The organism is Bradyrhizobium genosp. L (genome assembly GCF_015624485.1).
Taxonomy (GTDB): domain Bacteria; phylum Pseudomonadota; class Alphaproteobacteria; order Rhizobiales; family Xanthobacteraceae; genus Bradyrhizobium.
Genome location: NZ_CP061378.1, coordinates 1,797,008 through 1,811,411, shown reverse-complemented (window position 1 = coordinate 1,811,411; position 14,404 = coordinate 1,797,008). Strand labels below are relative to the sequence as shown.

The 14,404-nt window shown below is 65.0% G+C and carries 14 protein-coding genes; 1 reads left to right on the top strand and 13 read right to left on the bottom strand.

Annotation, left to right across the window (positions count from 1 at the left end; all coding sequences use genetic code 11):
- Window positions 1-2: 2 nt before the first annotated feature.
- Together IC762_RS08450 and IC762_RS08445 are read right to left on the bottom strand one after the other, a co-directional pair.
- Window positions 3-1,082 (bottom strand): ABC transporter substrate-binding protein, encoded by a 1,080-nt coding sequence (locus IC762_RS08450; protein WP_246801478.1) that lies wholly within the window; start codon window positions 1,080-1,082, stop codon window positions 3-5.
- On the bottom strand, window positions 1,079-2,557 hold the full coding sequence (locus tag IC762_RS08445) for an FAD-binding oxidoreductase (RefSeq protein ID WP_195788352.1): 1,479 nt from the start codon (window positions 2,555-2,557) through the stop codon (window positions 1,079-1,081). The genes IC762_RS08450 and IC762_RS08445 overlap by 4 nt, the downstream gene beginning before the upstream one ends.
- A gap of 208 nt (window positions 2,558-2,765) precedes the next feature.
- On the opposite strand from IC762_RS08445, the gene IC762_RS08440 reads away from it, so the two are divergent.
- Window positions 2,766-3,578 (top strand): tetratricopeptide repeat protein, encoded by an 813-nt coding sequence (locus tag IC762_RS08440; protein ID WP_195788351.1) that lies wholly within the window; start codon window positions 2,766-2,768, stop codon window positions 3,576-3,578.
- Here the strand turns inward: IC762_RS08440 and IC762_RS08435 are convergent.
- The 11 genes from IC762_RS08435 to IC762_RS08385 all read right to left on the bottom strand — a co-directional run bounded on the left by IC762_RS08435 (window position 3,567) and on the right by IC762_RS08385 (window position 14,295).
- Entirely contained in the window at window positions 3,567-4,277 is a 711-nt protein-coding gene (locus tag IC762_RS08435) for a hypothetical protein (protein WP_195788350.1), read from the bottom strand. The two genes, IC762_RS08440 and IC762_RS08435, sit on opposite strands and share 12 nt — an antisense overlap.
- Before the next feature lie 184 nt (window positions 4,278-4,461).
- Window positions 4,462-6,207, bottom strand: a complete 1,746-nt coding sequence (locus tag IC762_RS08430) for an ABC transporter substrate-binding protein (protein ID WP_195790051.1) — start codon at window positions 6,205-6,207, stop codon at window positions 4,462-4,464.
- Window positions 6,208-6,324: 117 nt separating this feature from the next.
- Entirely contained in the window at window positions 6,325-6,654 is a 330-nt protein-coding gene (locus IC762_RS08425) for a DUF2160 domain-containing protein (protein ID WP_195788349.1), read from the bottom strand.
- A gap of 11 nt (window positions 6,655-6,665) precedes the next feature.
- The gene (locus IC762_RS08420; RefSeq protein ID WP_195788348.1) at window positions 6,666-7,475 is read right to left on the bottom strand and encodes a carbohydrate ABC transporter permease; all 810 of its coding nucleotides are present in this window, start codon (window positions 7,473-7,475) and stop codon (window positions 6,666-6,668) included.
- A complete protein-coding gene (locus tag IC762_RS08415; RefSeq protein WP_195788347.1) occupies window positions 7,472-8,377 on the bottom strand; it encodes a carbohydrate ABC transporter permease in 906 nt (301 codons plus the stop codon). The genes IC762_RS08420 and IC762_RS08415 overlap by 4 nt, the downstream gene beginning before the upstream one ends.
- Window positions 8,377-9,462 carry an ABC transporter ATP-binding protein gene (locus tag IC762_RS08410; protein ID WP_195788346.1) on the bottom strand — a complete coding sequence of 362 codons (1,086 nt, stop codon included), beginning with the start codon at window positions 9,460-9,462 and terminating at the stop codon, window positions 8,377-8,379. Before IC762_RS08410 ends, IC762_RS08415 begins: the two co-directional genes overlap by 1 nt.
- Window positions 9,463-9,474: 12 nt before the next feature.
- Window positions 9,475-10,563 carry an ABC transporter ATP-binding protein gene (locus tag IC762_RS08405; RefSeq protein ID WP_195788345.1) on the bottom strand — a complete coding sequence of 363 codons (1,089 nt, stop codon included), beginning with the start codon at window positions 10,561-10,563 and terminating at the stop codon, window positions 9,475-9,477.
- Window positions 10,560-12,161 carry a glycerol-3-phosphate dehydrogenase gene (glpD, locus tag IC762_RS08400; protein ID WP_195788344.1) on the bottom strand — a complete coding sequence of 534 codons (1,602 nt, stop codon included), beginning with the start codon at window positions 12,159-12,161 and terminating at the stop codon, window positions 10,560-10,562. The genes IC762_RS08405 and glpD overlap by 4 nt, the downstream gene beginning before the upstream one ends.
- 248 nt (window positions 12,162-12,409) lie before the next feature.
- Window positions 12,410-13,240 (bottom strand): DeoR/GlpR family DNA-binding transcription regulator, encoded by an 831-nt coding sequence (locus IC762_RS08395; RefSeq protein WP_195788343.1) that lies wholly within the window; start codon window positions 13,238-13,240, stop codon window positions 12,410-12,412.
- A gap of 101 nt (window positions 13,241-13,341) precedes the next feature.
- Complete coding sequence (locus IC762_RS08390; protein ID WP_195788342.1) at window positions 13,342-14,016, bottom strand: HAD family hydrolase; 675 nt, start codon at window positions 14,014-14,016, stop codon at window positions 13,342-13,344.
- A gap of 84 nt (window positions 14,017-14,100) precedes the next feature.
- Window positions 14,101-14,295 carry a hypothetical protein gene (locus IC762_RS08385; RefSeq protein WP_195788341.1) on the bottom strand — a complete coding sequence of 65 codons (195 nt, stop codon included), beginning with the start codon at window positions 14,293-14,295 and terminating at the stop codon, window positions 14,101-14,103.
- Between the last annotated feature and the right edge of the window lie 109 nt (window positions 14,296-14,404).

The following is a 14,404-nucleotide window of genomic DNA, read 5'->3' as shown; positions in this document are numbered from 1 at the left end:
GCTTAGGCCAAAATCCAGCTGTTGAAGCGCTCGATCACCGCAGCCTGGTTGTCGAGCCAGAACTTCGGATCGATCTTCAGCCCGGCCTTGATGTTGTCCGGATAGGTCGGACAATTCTTGGCGATGTCGGGCTTGACGTAGCTGAACGCCTCCGGCTGGGTCAGGCCGGCCGGGAAGTATTCGGTCAACGCGGCCATGCGCTTCGGGTCGGATGCGAACTTGATGAACTCGCGGCATGCGTCGGCATTCGGCGTGCCCGCCAGGATCGACCAGTTGTCGGCTCCCCAGACGCCCTGGTTCCAGATGATCTCGACCGGGGCGCCCGCCGCCTGCGCGGCCTGTGCGCGGGACACCCAGGTCGGGATCATGTCGATCTCGCCGGAGGTCAGCATCTGCTCGACCTGCGCACCTGTGGTCCACCACACCGCGACGGCCGATTTAATCTTGTCGAGCGATGCAAACGCCTTGTCGAGGTCGCATGGATAGACCTGCGCGGTCGGCACGCCCGCCCCCATCAGCGCTTCCTCGACGGTATCGAACGGATGCTTGCGCACGGAGCGACGGCCGGGAAACTCGGTGACGTTCCAGAAATCGGCCCAGGATTGCGGCGCCTTGCGGCCCTTGAACGCATCGGTGCGATAGGCCAGCACGGTGGAGTAGACGTTGGTGCCGACGCCATAGGGCGACATGTATTGCGGCGGGATGGTCTTGATGACCGGCTCCGACTCCAGGCCGTGCTTTTCAAGATGGGGCGTGGCGCCGCTGGTCAGCAGCAGGATCGCGGGCCAGCTGATCTTGGCCATGTCCCAGGTGTAATTTTTGGTCTCGACCATGGTCTTGATCTGCGCGACAGGCTCGGCGGTCGCCTGCACGCCAACGACCTCGATGCCGGTCGCCTGGGTGAAGGGACGGTAGTACACCGCACCATACGCCTTGGTGTAGATGCCGCCGTCGTCGCGCACCACGATGCGTTTTCCCGCAGCGCGAGACGGAGACCAGATTGCAGGCATCGCCAGCGCGGTGGCGCCGGTGGCCAGCAGCAGACTGCGACGCGAAATGCCTTTGCTCGGAGATGTGCTCACGTTTCAGGTCTCCCTTTGTCTGATGGTTGCATGGGATGGCGAAGCAGATAGGAAGCGGCCGGCGGCAGCACGCGGCCGGGATTGAACAGGCCACGCGGATCGAACGCCTGCTTGACCGCGCGCATCAAGGCGAGCTCGACCGGCGGCTTGTAGCGCGCCATCTCGCCGGTCAATGTGCGCCCGATGCCGTGCTCGGCGCTGAAGGTGCCGCGCAACGCGGCGGCCGCATCATCGATGGCGCGGCGGATCCGCTCGGCGAGGACATCGCGATCCTCGATCGCGCTCCACGCCTCGAATGTGAAGAACGGAATGAAGTGGATGTTGCCGTCGCCCATATGGCCGACCACCACCATCGGCAGGTCTGGAACGAGCGCGCGCACCGCCGCTGCCGCCTGCTCGATGAAGGCGGGCACCGCCGACACCGGCACTGCGGTATCCGAGGTCAGGCCGACGCCGGCCTTCTTGTTGGCTTCCGACACGCTGTGACGGACCAGCCACATCGCCTTGCGCTGGGCTTCGCTCGACGCGACGATGGCATCGCTGATCAATCCGGCGTCGAGCGCGCGCTCCAGCACCGTCTGCAGCGTTGCGGCAAGCGCTGCGGCATCCCCGGTATCCGACAGTTCGACCAGCACATGCCAACCATCGATCCGCGCCACGGGACAACGGCGGCCGGGCACCTGCTCCAGCACCAGGCGGATCTGATTGTCGTTCATCAGCTCGAACGCGGAGAGCCGCGAACTGCAAGAGGCCTGGAACAGGCCGAGCACGTCGAGCGCTTTCTGCGGACCGTCGACTGCGAGCCACGCCACCGCTTCTGCAGTCGGCAGCGGATGCAGCTTCAGCACCGCGCCCGTGACGATGCCGAGCGTGCCTTCCGAGCCGATGAAGAGATGCTTGAGATCGTAGCCGGTGTTGTTCTTGCGCAGCGCTGAGAGGCCGTCCCAGATCGAGCCGTCGGGCAGCACGACCTCGAGGCCGAGCACGTTGTCGCGGGTGTTGCCATAGCGCAGCACACCGGTGCCGCCGGCATTGGTGCCGATCGTGCCGCCGATCTGGCAGGAGCCCTCGGCGCCGAGGCTGACCGGATAGAGCCGGCCGGCTGCGGCGGCGGCCTCGTGGATCTCGGCCAGCACGCAGCCGGCATCCACTTCCATCGTGTTGTTGATCGGATCGATCGAGCGGATCCGGCGCATCCGTCGGAGCGCGACGATCACGGGCCGCTTGCCCTCGTCGGCCGGCGTAGCGCCGCCGCACAGGCTGGTGTTGCCGCCCTGCGGCAGCATCGGCACGCCGGACTCGGCGCAGAGGCGGACGATCGCGGCGACCTGCTCGGTGTTTGCCGGCAACACGGCGCAGAGCGCAGGCGCGTTAAAGCGGCCGCGCCAGTCTTCGGTGAGCCCGGCGAGATCCGCGTCGCGGGTCAGAACCGCCGCGTCGCCCAGCAACCGCTTGAACGCCTCGATCAGTGCCATCCATCCGCCTCTCATAGGAGCCGATCGGCTCCGTCAGCGTCGTCGCCAAATAATCGGAATACGATTACTTCAATTGCATTATGCTGATAATGAATTTACCGCCCGGCCGAGTCAAGCCGGGGCTGATCGCGCCGTGAAAGCTGGCCATCGCGGCGAACGCCGCATAGCGTGTGGCGCATCAAGCCAGCCTGAGACGGTCGCGGACGGAATGAGCAAGGACAATGCCGAGGAGATCGTTCGCCGCGCGACCGCGGCGTTCAACGCCGGCCAGCACGACGACGCGATCGAGCTCTGCCAGCGGGGATTGAAGCGACAACCCGGCGAGCCGATGCTGAGCCATCTGTTGGCTGCCGTGCTGTTTGCCAAAGGCGAGACCGCGCCGGCCCGGGCTCATATCGAGGCCAGCCTGGCACGACGTCCCGACAATGCCGCGGCGCGGCTGCTTGCCGGGCGCATCGCGCGCAGCGCGCAGGATTTCGGCGCGGCGCTGATGCATCTCGACCGCGCGCTGGCGCTGAAGCCGCAGCGCGATGCGTTCATCGAGAAGGCGCGCACGCTCGATCTGGCCGGCCAGACGGCGGAGGCGCGCGAGGCCTGGGAGGCCATCCTCAAGGTCATCCCCCAGCATCAGGAAGCCGCCGCGCGGCTCGGCCGGCTGGCCTTCGAGGACGGCGATCTCGCCGGCGCCGTGGCCCTGCTGGCGCGCGCCACCGCCGGCGATGCGCCGGCCTCGGTCTGGTTCGATCTCGGCGCGGCGCGGCAGGATCTGCGCGACCATGTCGGCGCCGCACACGCCTATCGCAAGGCGCTTTCGCTCAAGCCCGATCATGCCGAGGCCGCGCTCAATCTCGGCATCGCGTTGCAGGAGGCCGGCGATGCCGACGCCGCGATGGGCGCATTCGCGACAGCCTATGCCCTGCGCCCGCAGCTGTTCGGATCGATCGCGATGGCGCTGACCTCGGCCTCGCACGGCCGGCTCTGGCTCGACGAGGCCGCGCTGCGCAAGAAGCTAGCTGGTTAGCCGGCCGCGCCTGGCGCGAAAGTGCTTGCGGTAGACGTTCGGCGCGGCGAGCACCTCGCCGACGACCTTCGCATAGGATTGCTGGTGCGCGGCGTCGAAGGCCTCGAACACCAATTCGGGGGCCTCGCGCGGCACCGCAAAGCATTGCGCGACCGGCGTGCCCTTCGGCAGCACGCCGGAAAACTCCGGCTCGGTCCAGACCGCGGGGAAATTGATGCCGCCATCATGAAACCGGTCGGCATCGACCAGTCCCGAGATCAGCCGGAACGGCAGATCGTCGCGATTGACCGGATGGGTCGCAAACAGCGACCAGCCTGGCTCGAGCTCGATGGTCCAGAAACTGTTGAACTTGAGCGCGGCCTGCCCGTTGGCGAACGGCGCGCCTTCGAATTGCGCCGCCGGGTGGAAGCTGAGCGGCGCGCGCGGATGGCCCTCTGTCGCAGGTTCCGGAATCTCCCAGTCCCAGGCGAACGCGCCGCGCTCCACCCTGATATCGCAGGGCAGCGGGATCATCACGCCATGGGCCATCGCATCGACGAAGGGCGGGCATTGCTTGACGGTGCGGATGTCGCGGCCGTGGATCTCGGAATGCGCCTTTGCCGGCATCGCGCGCAACCAGTCGGGCAGCGCGCTGCGCGCCGGAGTGGGCCGCAGCAGATGATCGGCAAGCTTTGGGTCGCAACGGAACGTCATGCGCATGGCGAACTCCCCGGCCGGAGACGGCCGACATTGCATCGATGATAGCCGTCATTGCGAGCGGAGCGAAGCAATCCACAAAGCCGCAAATGGAGATTTGGATTGCTTCGCTGCGCTCGCAATGACGAAAAAGGCCGGGATTGCTCCCGGCCTTTCTCACTTCTTGGAAGGCGTAGGCAACAGAGCCTTACTTCGCCTCTGCGCGCTTCGGGGGCGAGGCCGGCCACGACTTGATCAGGGTGTCGTAGTCGATGGTTTCGCCCTTCGGCTTCTCGTTGGCGAGCTTGCGCTGCGGCGCGATGTTGCCGTCCTTCGCCGACTTGTCGTACCAGTACTCGGCGGTCTTCTTCGGGTTGAGCTTCGGACCGCAGGCACCCTGCACGCCCGACTTCTCGAGACGCTCCATCACCGAGTCCTGCGCGGCTGCGAGCGCATCCATCGCCTGCTGCGGCGTCTTCGCACCGGACGACGCGTCGCCGATGTTCTGCCACCAGAGCTGCGCGAGCTTCGGATAGTCGGGCACGTTGTTGCCGGTCGGGGTCCACTGCACGCGCGCGGGCGAACGGTAGAACTCGATCAGGCCGCCGAGCTTCGGCGCACGCTCGGTGAACGACTTGTCCCAGATGTCGGATTCACGGATGAAGGTGAGACCGACATGGCTCTTCTTCAAGCTGACCGTCTTGGAGACGATGAACTGCTGATAGAGCCAGGCCGCCTTGCGGCGGTCGACCGGGGTCGACTTCAGGAGCGTGAGCGAGCCCACATCCTGGTAGCCGAGTTTCATGCCGTCCTTCCAGTACGAGCCGTGCGGCGACGGGGCCATACGCCACTTCGGCGTACCGTCCGCGTTCATCACCGGCAAGCCGGGCTTCACCATGTCGGCGGTGAAGGCGGTGTACCAGAAGATCTGCTGGGCGATGTTGCCCTGCGAGGGCACCGGGCCCGATTCGGAGAAGGTCATGCCCTGCGCCTGCGGCGGAGCATACTTCTTCATCCAGTCGAGGTACTTGACGATCGAGTAGACCGCCGCCGGGCCGTTGACGTCGCCGCCGCGCTCGACCGACGAGCCGACCGGACGGCAGCCTTCCATGCGGATGCCCCATTCGTCGACCGGCAGGCCGTTCGGGATGCCCTTGTCGCCGTTGCCGGCCATCGACAGCCAGGCGTCGGTGAAACGCCAGCCGAGCGAGGGATCCTTCTTGCCATAATCCATATGGCCGTAGACCTTGACGCCGTTGATTTCCTTGATGTCGTTGGTGAAGAAATCAGCGATGTCCTCATAGGCCGACCAGTTCACGGGCACGCCGAGCTCGTAGCCGTACTTGGCCTTGAACTTGGCCTTATAGTCGGGGTTGGTGAACCAGTCGTAGCGGAACCAATAGAGGTTGGCGAACTGCTGGTCGGGCAGCTGGTAGAGGTGGCCGTTCGGCGCGGTCGTGAACGACTTGCCGATGAAGTCGTCGACGTCGAGCATCGGGTCGGTGACGTCCTTGCCTTCGCCCTTCATCCACTCCGTCAGGTCGACCGCCTGGCCGTAGCGGAAGTGGGTGCCGATGAAGTCGGAGTCGTTGATCCAGCCGTCATAGACGTTCTTGCCGGACTGCATCTGGGTCTGGATCTTCTCGACGACGTCGCCTTCCTGGATGACGTCGTGCTTCACCTTGATGCCGGTGATCTCCTCGAACGCCTTGGCGAGCGTGCGGGATTCATATTCATGCGTCGTCAGGGTTTCGGAGACGATGTTGATCTCCATGCCCTTGAAGGGTGCAGCGGCCTTGATAAACCACTCCATTTCCTTCATCTGGTCGTCCTTGGAGAGGGTCGACGGCTGGAATTCGCCGCCGTCGATCCACTTCTTGGCGGCGGCCTCGTCCGCGCGCGCCGGCGCGGCGATAGCAACCGACGCCGCGACGAGCGCGAGCGCGCTGGTCATCGTCAGAAGACTATCCTTGGTCTTTCTCAAGTGTCGCATGGTGATTCCTCCGGTTGCAGCGACAAACTAAGTACCCCAGGCCCGGGTAGACCCCGGATCTGCTCTTCTTCGACCTGCTCAGACGGTGCGAAAGATCACCACGGCTGAAGCAAGCGAAATCAGTGTTGCGAGCCACAGGCTCGTAATGTCGTAGGTGTTCTCCCCGATCGGCAGCGAAATGATCGGGTCGGTGCCGACGACGCCGATCCACACCAGATGGATGACGGCGGCAAGCACCAGCGAAATGAACAAACGATCCCCGCGCGTGGTCGGAATGCGCAACACGCCGACGCGCTCGGCCTCGGGATAGGCGGCGCCGAGCCAGGTCATCACGCCGAGCGTGCAGGCGAGCAGCACGAAGAAGATCGCGGTCGGCGGTGTCCAGGCCATCCATGCAATGCTGTCCATGGAAACCTCCTCTAGACCCGGCCGAGCGCAAAACCGCGCGCGATGTAGTTGCGGACGAACCAGATCACGAGCGCGCCCGGAATGATGGTGAGCACGCCGGCGGCCGAGAGCAGGCCCCAGTCCATGCCGGCGGCCGACACCGTGCGCGTCATCACCGCCGAGATCGGCTTGGCCGCGACCGAAGTCAGCGTCCGCGCCAGCAGCAGCTCGACCCAGGAGAACATGAAGCAGAAGAACGCGGCGACGCCGATGCCGCTCGCGATCAAGGGCACCAGGATCTTGACGAAGAAGCGCGGAAACGAATAGCCGTCGAGGAACGCGGTCTCGTCGATCTCGCGCGGCACGCCGGAGACGAAGCCCTCGAGGATCCACACCGCCAGCGGCACGTTGAAGATGCAGTGCGCCAGCGCGACAGCCCACGGCGTATCGAACAGGCCGATCGCCGAGTAGAGATTGAAGAACGGCAGTGCATAGACCGCAGCCGGCGCCATGCGGTTCGACAGCAGCCAGAAGAACAGATGCTTGTCGCCGAGGAAGCGGTAGCGCGAGAACGCATAGGCCGCCGGCAGCGCGACCGCGATCGAGATCACGGTGTTGATGACGACGTATTCGAGCGAATTGATGTAGCCCGAATACCAGCTCTCGTCGGTGAAGATGCGCTTGTAGTGCTGCAAGGTCGGCGTATGCGGCCACAGCGTCATCGACGTGACGATCTCGGTATTGGTCTTGAAGCTCATGTTGACGAGCCAGTAGATCGGCAACAGCAGGAAGATCAAAAACAGCGCCATGATGAGGCGGCGGCCGGGGATCGAGTGCGTCATGCGGCCGCTCCTTCCTTGGCCGGGCGCTCGGCACCGGCATTGGTCATCACGGTGTAGAACACCCAGCACACGATCAGGATGATGAGGTTGTAGACCAGCGACAGCGCCGCCGCCTTGCCGAGGTCGAACTGGCCGAGCGCGATCTTGACCAGCTCGATCGAGATAAAGGTGGTCGAGTTGCCGGGGCCGCCGCCGGTGACGACGAACGGCTCGGTGTAGATCATGAAGCTGTCCATGAAGCGCAGCAGCACGGCGATCAGCAGCACGCGGTGCATCTTCGGCAACTGGATCGCCTTGAACACCGCCCAGCGCGACGCACCGTCGATCTGCGCCGCCTGGTAGTAGGCGTCCGGGATCGACTTCAGGCCGGCGTAGCAGAGCAGTGCAACCAGGCTGGTCCAGTGCCAGACGTCCATCACGATGACGGTGACCCAGGCGTCGACCTCGTTGGACACGTAATTGTAGTTGATGCCGATGCTGTTCAGGACATAGCCGAGCAGGCCGATGTCGGGCCGGCCGAAGATCTGCCAGATGGTGCCGACCACGTTCCACGGAATCAGAAGCGGCAGCGCCAGGATCACGAGGCAGGCCGCGACGCTCCAGCCCTCGCGCGGCATCGACAATGCGATGACGATGCCAAGCGGCACCTCGATTGCGAGGATCACGGCCGAGAAGAACAGGTTGCGGCCGAGCGAGGCCAGGAAGCGGCCGCCGAGATCGGTCGACGGATCGAGCAATTCCTTGAACCAGCCGACGCCGTTCCAGAAGAACTGGTTGTTGCCGAAGGTGTCCTGCATCGAATAGTTCACGACGGTCATCAGCGGCAGGATCGCGGAGAACGCCACCACCAGGAACACCGGCAGCACCAGGAACCAGGCTTTCTGGTTGACGGTCTTTTCCATCAGGCGACCCCCTCGACCAATTGGCTGTCGGCGTAGACGTGGACATGCGCCGGATCGAAAACGAGCCCCGCGGTGTCACCGGAGACCGAGAAGCCCGGCGGCACGCGGGCGGCGAACTTGACGTCGCCGACGCGGACGCGTGCGAACTGGATGCGGCCGAGATCGTCGATCCGCTCGATCGCGGCCGACAGCAGGTCCGATGCCGGCGCCGCGACATCGACGAATTCCGGCCGCACGCCGATCTCGATCTTCTTGCCGGCCGGCAGGACGCCGTAGTTGCGGCGCAGGCCGATGACATGGCCGTCGATCCGCGCCTCGCGGCCGGAGACCGCGGCGGGCAGGATGTTCATGCCGGGCGAACCGATGAAATAGCCGACGAAGGTGTGCGCCGGCTTGTCGAACAGCTCCGCCGGCGTGCCGCTCTGCACCACGCGGCCGTCATGCATCACGACGACGGTATCGGCGAAGGTCAGCGCCTCGGTCTGGTCATGGGTGACGTAGATCATCGTGAGATCGAGCTCGCGATGCAGCGCCTTCAATTTCGAACGCAGCTGCCATTTCAACTCGGGATCGATCACCGTCAGCGGCTCGTCGAACAGCACGGCGGCGACATCGTTGCGCACCAGGCCGCGGCCGAGCGAGATCTTCTGCTTGGCATCCGCGGTGAGCCGCGTCGCCTTGCGGTTGAGATAGGGCGTGAGATCGAGCAGATCGGCGATCTGCTTGACCCGCGCATCGACTTCGGCCTTCGCGACGCCGCGGTTCTTGAGCGGGAAGGCCAGGTTCTCGCCCACCGTCATGGTGTCGTAGATGACCGGGAACTGGAACACCTGCGCGATATTGCGCTTCTGCGTCGACAGCGGCGTGATGTCCTGGCCGTCGAACAGGATCTTGCCGCGCGACGGCGTCACGATGCCGGAGATCAGATTGAGCAGCGTGGTCTTGCCGCAGCCGGAGGGGCCGAGTAGCGCGTAGGCGCCGCCCTGCCGCCAGGTCATGGTGACCGGCTTCAGCGCGAAGGATTCCAGCGGCGCGTCGTTGCCGCTGTAGGACTGTGCGAGGTCGACGAGGTCAATGCGGGCCATGAAGCATCTCCCTCAGTTTGAAAACGCTGTTGCGGGTGAGGCGACGAGGCGATCGGCCGCGTCGAACACGAAAATGTTGTCGGGATCGAGCGCGGCGTCGAGCACCTGCCCGGGCTCGTATTCGTGCACGCCGTGCAGCACCGCGACCCAGTTGGACTCGTGGACGTGGAGATGCACGAAACTCTCCGAGCCGGTGATCTCGGTCACCGTCACGGTAGCGGAGAATTTGTGGCGGCCGGCCGTGGTGCTACCGACCTCGAGCTGGTGGGCGCGGAAGCCGACGCGGTAGCTGCCGTCGGGGACATTGGCGTAGAGGCCGCTGGCCTGCGCCTGCTCGCCGCCGGCATAGGTCACCTGCCCGCCCTTCTTCTCGATGCCGATGATGTTGAGCGGCGGATCGGAGAACACCTGCGCGACGCGCAGCGTGTCCGGATGGCGATAGACCTTCGGCGTCTCGCCCATCTGCAAGGCCTGGCCTTCCCACATGCAGACCGTTTTGCCGCCGAGCAGCAGCGCCTCCGACGGCTCGGTCGTGGCATAGACGAAGATCGCACCCGACGCTTCGAAGATGCGCGGCAATTCGGCGCGCAGCTCCTCGCGCAGCTTGTAGTCGAGATTGGCGAGCGGCTCGTCGAGCAGCACGAGGTCGGCGCCCTTGACCAGCGCGCGCGCGATCGCGGTGCGCTGCTGCTGGCCGCCGGAAAGCTGCAGCGGCGTGCGCTTCAGGAAGGGTTCGAGCCGCAACAGGCGGGCGGCTTCCGCAACGCGCTGCTCGATCTCGGCACGCGGCTTGCCCTGCACCCGCAAGGGCGAGGCGATGTTCTCGTAGACCGTCAGCGAGGGGTAGTTGATGAACTGCTGATAGACCATCGCGACCGAGCGCTGGCGCACGTCGAAGCCGGTGACGTCCTTGCCGTCGACCAGCACGCGACCTGATGCCGGCTTATCGAGACCGGCGAGCAGCCGCATGATCGAGGTCTTGCCCGACAGCGTCGGCCCTAGCAGCACGCTGAGCGTGCCGCGTTCAAGGGTCAGCGACACGTCGCGAATGGTTGGAATACCATCCACGGTGCGGGTGACGTTCTGCAGCGCGACGCTCATGTCCGTCCTCCGGCTTCGCGAAGGGGACGTTCACCTGAGACGCGGTTGGCGGCCATCCACTCGTCGAGCGCGGCGATTTCACTCGCCGTCATCCGCAGGCCGAGCTTGGATCGGCGCCAGACGACGTCTTCCGCGCTCTCAGCCCATTCGTTGGCCATCAGGTACCTGACTTCGCTCTCCGTCAAGGTGGCGCCGAAGGAACGGCCGAGATCGGCAGCGGATGCTGCATTGCCCAGCAATTTGGCAGCGCGCGTGCCGTAGGCATGCGCGAGACGGCTGGCGTGCGGCTCCGCGAGGAAAGGATAGCTGCGCATCAACTCGGCGGTCAGCGCCGGCACTGCGGATACATCCATGTCGCCGCCGGGCAGCGGCGCCTTGCCGGTCCAGCCCTCTTTTGCCTTGGCGCTGCGAAGATAAGGCGACAGCCGCTCCAGCGCCTCCTCGGAAAGGCGGCGATAGGTCGTGATCTTGCCGCCATAGATCGACAGCAGCGGCGCGCCGCCGGGCGTATCGAGCTCGAACACATAGTCGCGGGTGGCGGCCTTGGCGTCGCTCGCGCCGTCGTCATAGAGCGGACGCACGCCGGAATAATCCCAAACCACGTCCTCGGGCTTGATCGGCTTGGCAAGGTACTCGCTCGCGGAGGTGCAGAGATAGTTGATCTCTTCCTGCGTCGCCTTCACCTTGGCCGGGTCGCCGTCATAGTCGCGATCGGTGGTGCCGATCAGGGTGAAGTCGTCCTGGTAGGGAATGACGAAGATGATGCGGCCGTCGGCGTTCTGGAAGATGTAGGCGCGGTCGTGGTCGTAGAGCTTCTTGACCACGATGTGCGAGCCCTGCACCAGCCGCACCTTGGCGCGCGAATTGACGCCGGAGCCCGACGCCAGCACCTGCTCGACCCAGGGACCGCCGGCATTGACCAGCGCGCGGGACTTGATCGTCTCGCGCGCGCCGCTGGCGCGGTCCTCGACCGTGACGTGCCAGATGCCGTCGACCTGTCTGAGCTCGACCGCGCGGGTGCGGGTCCGGATTTCGGCGCCGCGATCGGCTGCATCGCGCGCGGTCAGCGCGACCAGCCGCGCGTCGTCGACGAAGCAGTCGGAATATTCAAAGCCCTTGCTGTAGCGGCCCGCGATCAGGGGCTTGCCGACCACGTCGGTGGTGAGATCGACCGAACGCGTCGCCGGCAGCAGATGGCGGCCGCCGATATGGTCGTAGAGGAAGAGGCCGAGCCGCAGCAGCCAGGCCGGACGCAGGCCGGCGTGGTGCGGCAACACGAATCGCAAGGGGCGGATGATGTGGGGCGCGATCTGCCAGAGGATCTCGCGCTCGATCAGCGCCTCGCGCACCAGACGGAACTCGTAATATTCGAGATAGCGCAGACCGCCGTGCACGAGCTTGGTCGACCAGGACGACGTCCCGCTCGCCAAATCATTCATTTCGCACAGGAAAACAGAGTTGCCCCGGCCCGCCGCATCACGCGCGATGCCGCAGCCATTAACGCCGCCTCCGATGATGGCGAGGTCGTAAATTCGATCCAAAGAACGCTTCCCCCGGCAACCGCCTTCGCTTCGGCGGTTTTTACTTTCGGATTGCATTAGATCACAAGCAAAAACGAAAGCAAACCGAAAATGGGGAACTTCGGAGGGATTTTTGGGAGTTTGCTTGGAGGGGGACGGTTAGAGCGTCGAACGCGCAGCTTCATTTCACTGAGCTGTCATGCCCCGCTTCAAGCGGGGCATCCAGTACGCCGCGGCTCCTCGGCTCAAGCACAAGCGTTTCTGGAATACCGGATCGCCCGGTCAAGCCGGGCGACGACAACCGACGACGTGGAAACGTACCGGCGCTACGCGCTGCGCAGCGTGACCGGCGCGGGCTCGGGGCCGGTGTCGTCGATGTCGCCTTGCGGCTTGTCCATCGCCACGACGACTTCGATGCCGCGCGAGTGGCAGATGTTGGCGAGGCCGGCCGGCAGCGGCGAATCGGTGATGAAGGTCTGGATCTGGCTCATATGGGCGATCCGCACCGGCGCGCTGCGGCGGAGTTTGGTGGCGTCCGACACCAGCATGACGTTGCGCGCATTGGCGATGATCGCCTGCGCGACCTGCACCTCGCGATAATCGAAGTCGAGCAAGGCGCCCTCCTCATCGATCGCGGATGCGCCGATGATGGCGTAGTCGACCTTGAACTGGCCGATCAGCTGCGTCGCGGTCGAACCGACCACGGCACCGTCGGCGCGCCGCACCGTGCCGCCGGCGACCACCACCTCGATGCGCGGATGGCGGTAGAGCAGCATCGCGACGTTGAGGTTGTTGGTGATGACCAGCAGATCCTCATGCGAGGTCAGCGCGCTCGCGACTTCCTCGGTCGTGGTACCGATGTTGATGAACAGCGAGCAGCCGTTCGGGATTCGCGCGGCAGCCGCGGCGCCGATCGCCTTCTTCTCGTCGGCGGCGACGAAGCGGCGCGCCTCATAGGCGAGGTTCTCGACGCCGGAGGCGATGATCGCGCCGCCATGGATGCGGGTCAGCGAGCGCTGGTCGCAGAGATCGTTGAGGTCCTTGCGGATGGTTTGCGCCGAGACCTCGAAGCGCTTGGCAAGGTCTTCCACCATGACCCGGCCGAACGCGCGTGCAATGTTGAGGATTTCAGTCTGGCGATTGGACAGTCCGGCCACAGCGGCCCCCTGGAAGCGGCGATTCCCCCATGGTGCGACCGTTCGGGAATGAGGTCAACGTGCTTCGCGGCACGGCACCGCGCCGCAGCAACCTCGCGCGCTCACCACGCCATGATCGATGCGACCAGCCCGATCAGTTCGGGATCGTCGAACGCCCGGGCGCTGGCGATGGCGCCAGCTGCGACGAGATCGTCGTGGCTTAGGCCGGTCCGCATTCCGACCGTCGCGATGCCCGCGGCGGTGGCGGACTGAACGCCGGAACGCGAATCCTCGAATGCCACCGCGTTGGCCGCGGAGGCACCGGCAACGCGCAATCCCTCCAGATAGGGCAATGGATGCGGCTTGCCATGCGCGAGCTCGTCGCCGATCACGACCGCCTTGAAGCGATGAGCAATGCCAAGGCCCGAGAGCAGCAGCTCGGCATTCGGGCGCGGCGCGTTGGTCACCGCGACCATCGGCACACCGGCCCGGTCGGCTCGGTCCAGCAGCGCCAGCAATCCCGGCACCGGCTTGATCTGGCCGCTGACCAATTCGCGGAAGAACCGCTCTTTCTCACCGAGGATGAGGGCGCGGCGCGCCAGCGGCTCGTGGGCCAGAAAGCGCTCGCCGATCGAGGCGTTGGAGAAGCCTTGCAATTCCCTGCCAAAGCGGGCGTGGTCGAACGCATGTCCGTGAGGACCGAGCACCCGGTTGAACGCGGCGAGATGAATGGGATCCGTGTCAGCCAGCGTGCCGTCAATGTCGAACAGCAACGCCTTGCCTTGTCCTTGCAGCATCCGAGCAATGTTTCCCTGAACCCGGATGCATCAATACAGACCTATCGGGGCGTCCGCAAATGGCGGACCACCTCCTTCCGCAGGCTACGACGCCATCTGCAGGGTGTCACCGGTGAGCAGCCGGCGTGCGGCGCGTTCGGCCTCACGGGCGTTGCGAAAAATCTGTCCTTCAAGGCGGGCAAAACGGTGCGACGCAGCAAAGAATTGATAACCTCTGATATCGCGGACCACGATACCCGCGGTCTGCGAACTCACTTCGATCACGTAACTGTCAGACATTGTCGGCCTCGGTTTAATTCCGGGCCGACAACAGGATCGCAGGCTGTTTGTTCCTCGGATCGCATGCGGCAAAGAACGCCGTCATCACCGGGCTTGTCCCGGTGATGAC

What these genes read in the sequence shown, in the direction of transcription:
- IC762_RS08390 (WP_195788342.1), bottom strand. Translation starts at nt 14,016, where the DNA reads ATGCTGCAAGGACAAGGCAAGGCGTTGCTGTTCGACATTGACGGCACG.
- glpD (WP_195788344.1), bottom strand. Translation starts at nt 12,161, where the DNA reads ATGCAATCCGAAAGTAAAAACCGCCGAAGCGAAGGCGGTTGCCGGGGG.
- IC762_RS08415 (WP_195788347.1), bottom strand. Translation starts at nt 8,377, where the DNA reads ATGGAAAAGACCGTCAACCAGAAAGCCTGGTTCCTGGTGCTGCCGGTG.
- IC762_RS08420 (WP_195788348.1), bottom strand. Translation starts at nt 7,475, where the DNA reads ATGACGCACTCGATCCCCGGCCGCCGCCTCATCATGGCGCTGTTTTTG.
- IC762_RS08410 (WP_195788346.1), bottom strand. Translation starts at nt 9,462, where the DNA reads ATGGCCCGCATTGACCTCGTCGACCTCGCACAGTCCTACAGCGGCAAC.
- IC762_RS08430 (WP_195790051.1), bottom strand. Translation starts at nt 6,207, where the DNA reads ATGACCAGCGCGCTCGCGCTCGTCGCGGCGTCGGTTGCTATCGCCGCG.
- IC762_RS08405 (WP_195788345.1), bottom strand. Translation starts at nt 10,563, where the DNA reads ATGAGCGTCGCGCTGCAGAACGTCACCCGCACCGTGGATGGTATTCCA.
- IC762_RS08445 (WP_195788352.1), bottom strand. Translation starts at nt 2,557, where the DNA reads ATGGCACTGATCGAGGCGTTCAAGCGGTTGCTGGGCGACGCGGCGGTT.
- IC762_RS08435 (WP_195788350.1), bottom strand. Translation starts at nt 4,277, where the DNA reads ATGCGCATGACGTTCCGTTGCGACCCAAAGCTTGCCGATCATCTGCTG.
- IC762_RS08425 (WP_195788349.1), bottom strand. Translation starts at nt 6,654, where the DNA reads ATGGACAGCATTGCATGGATGGCCTGGACACCGCCGACCGCGATCTTC.
- IC762_RS08385 (WP_195788341.1), bottom strand. Translation starts at nt 14,295, where the DNA reads ATGTCTGACAGTTACGTGATCGAAGTGAGTTCGCAGACCGCGGGTATC.
- IC762_RS08440 (WP_195788351.1), top strand. Translation starts at nt 2,766, where the DNA reads ATGAGCAAGGACAATGCCGAGGAGATCGTTCGCCGCGCGACCGCGGCG.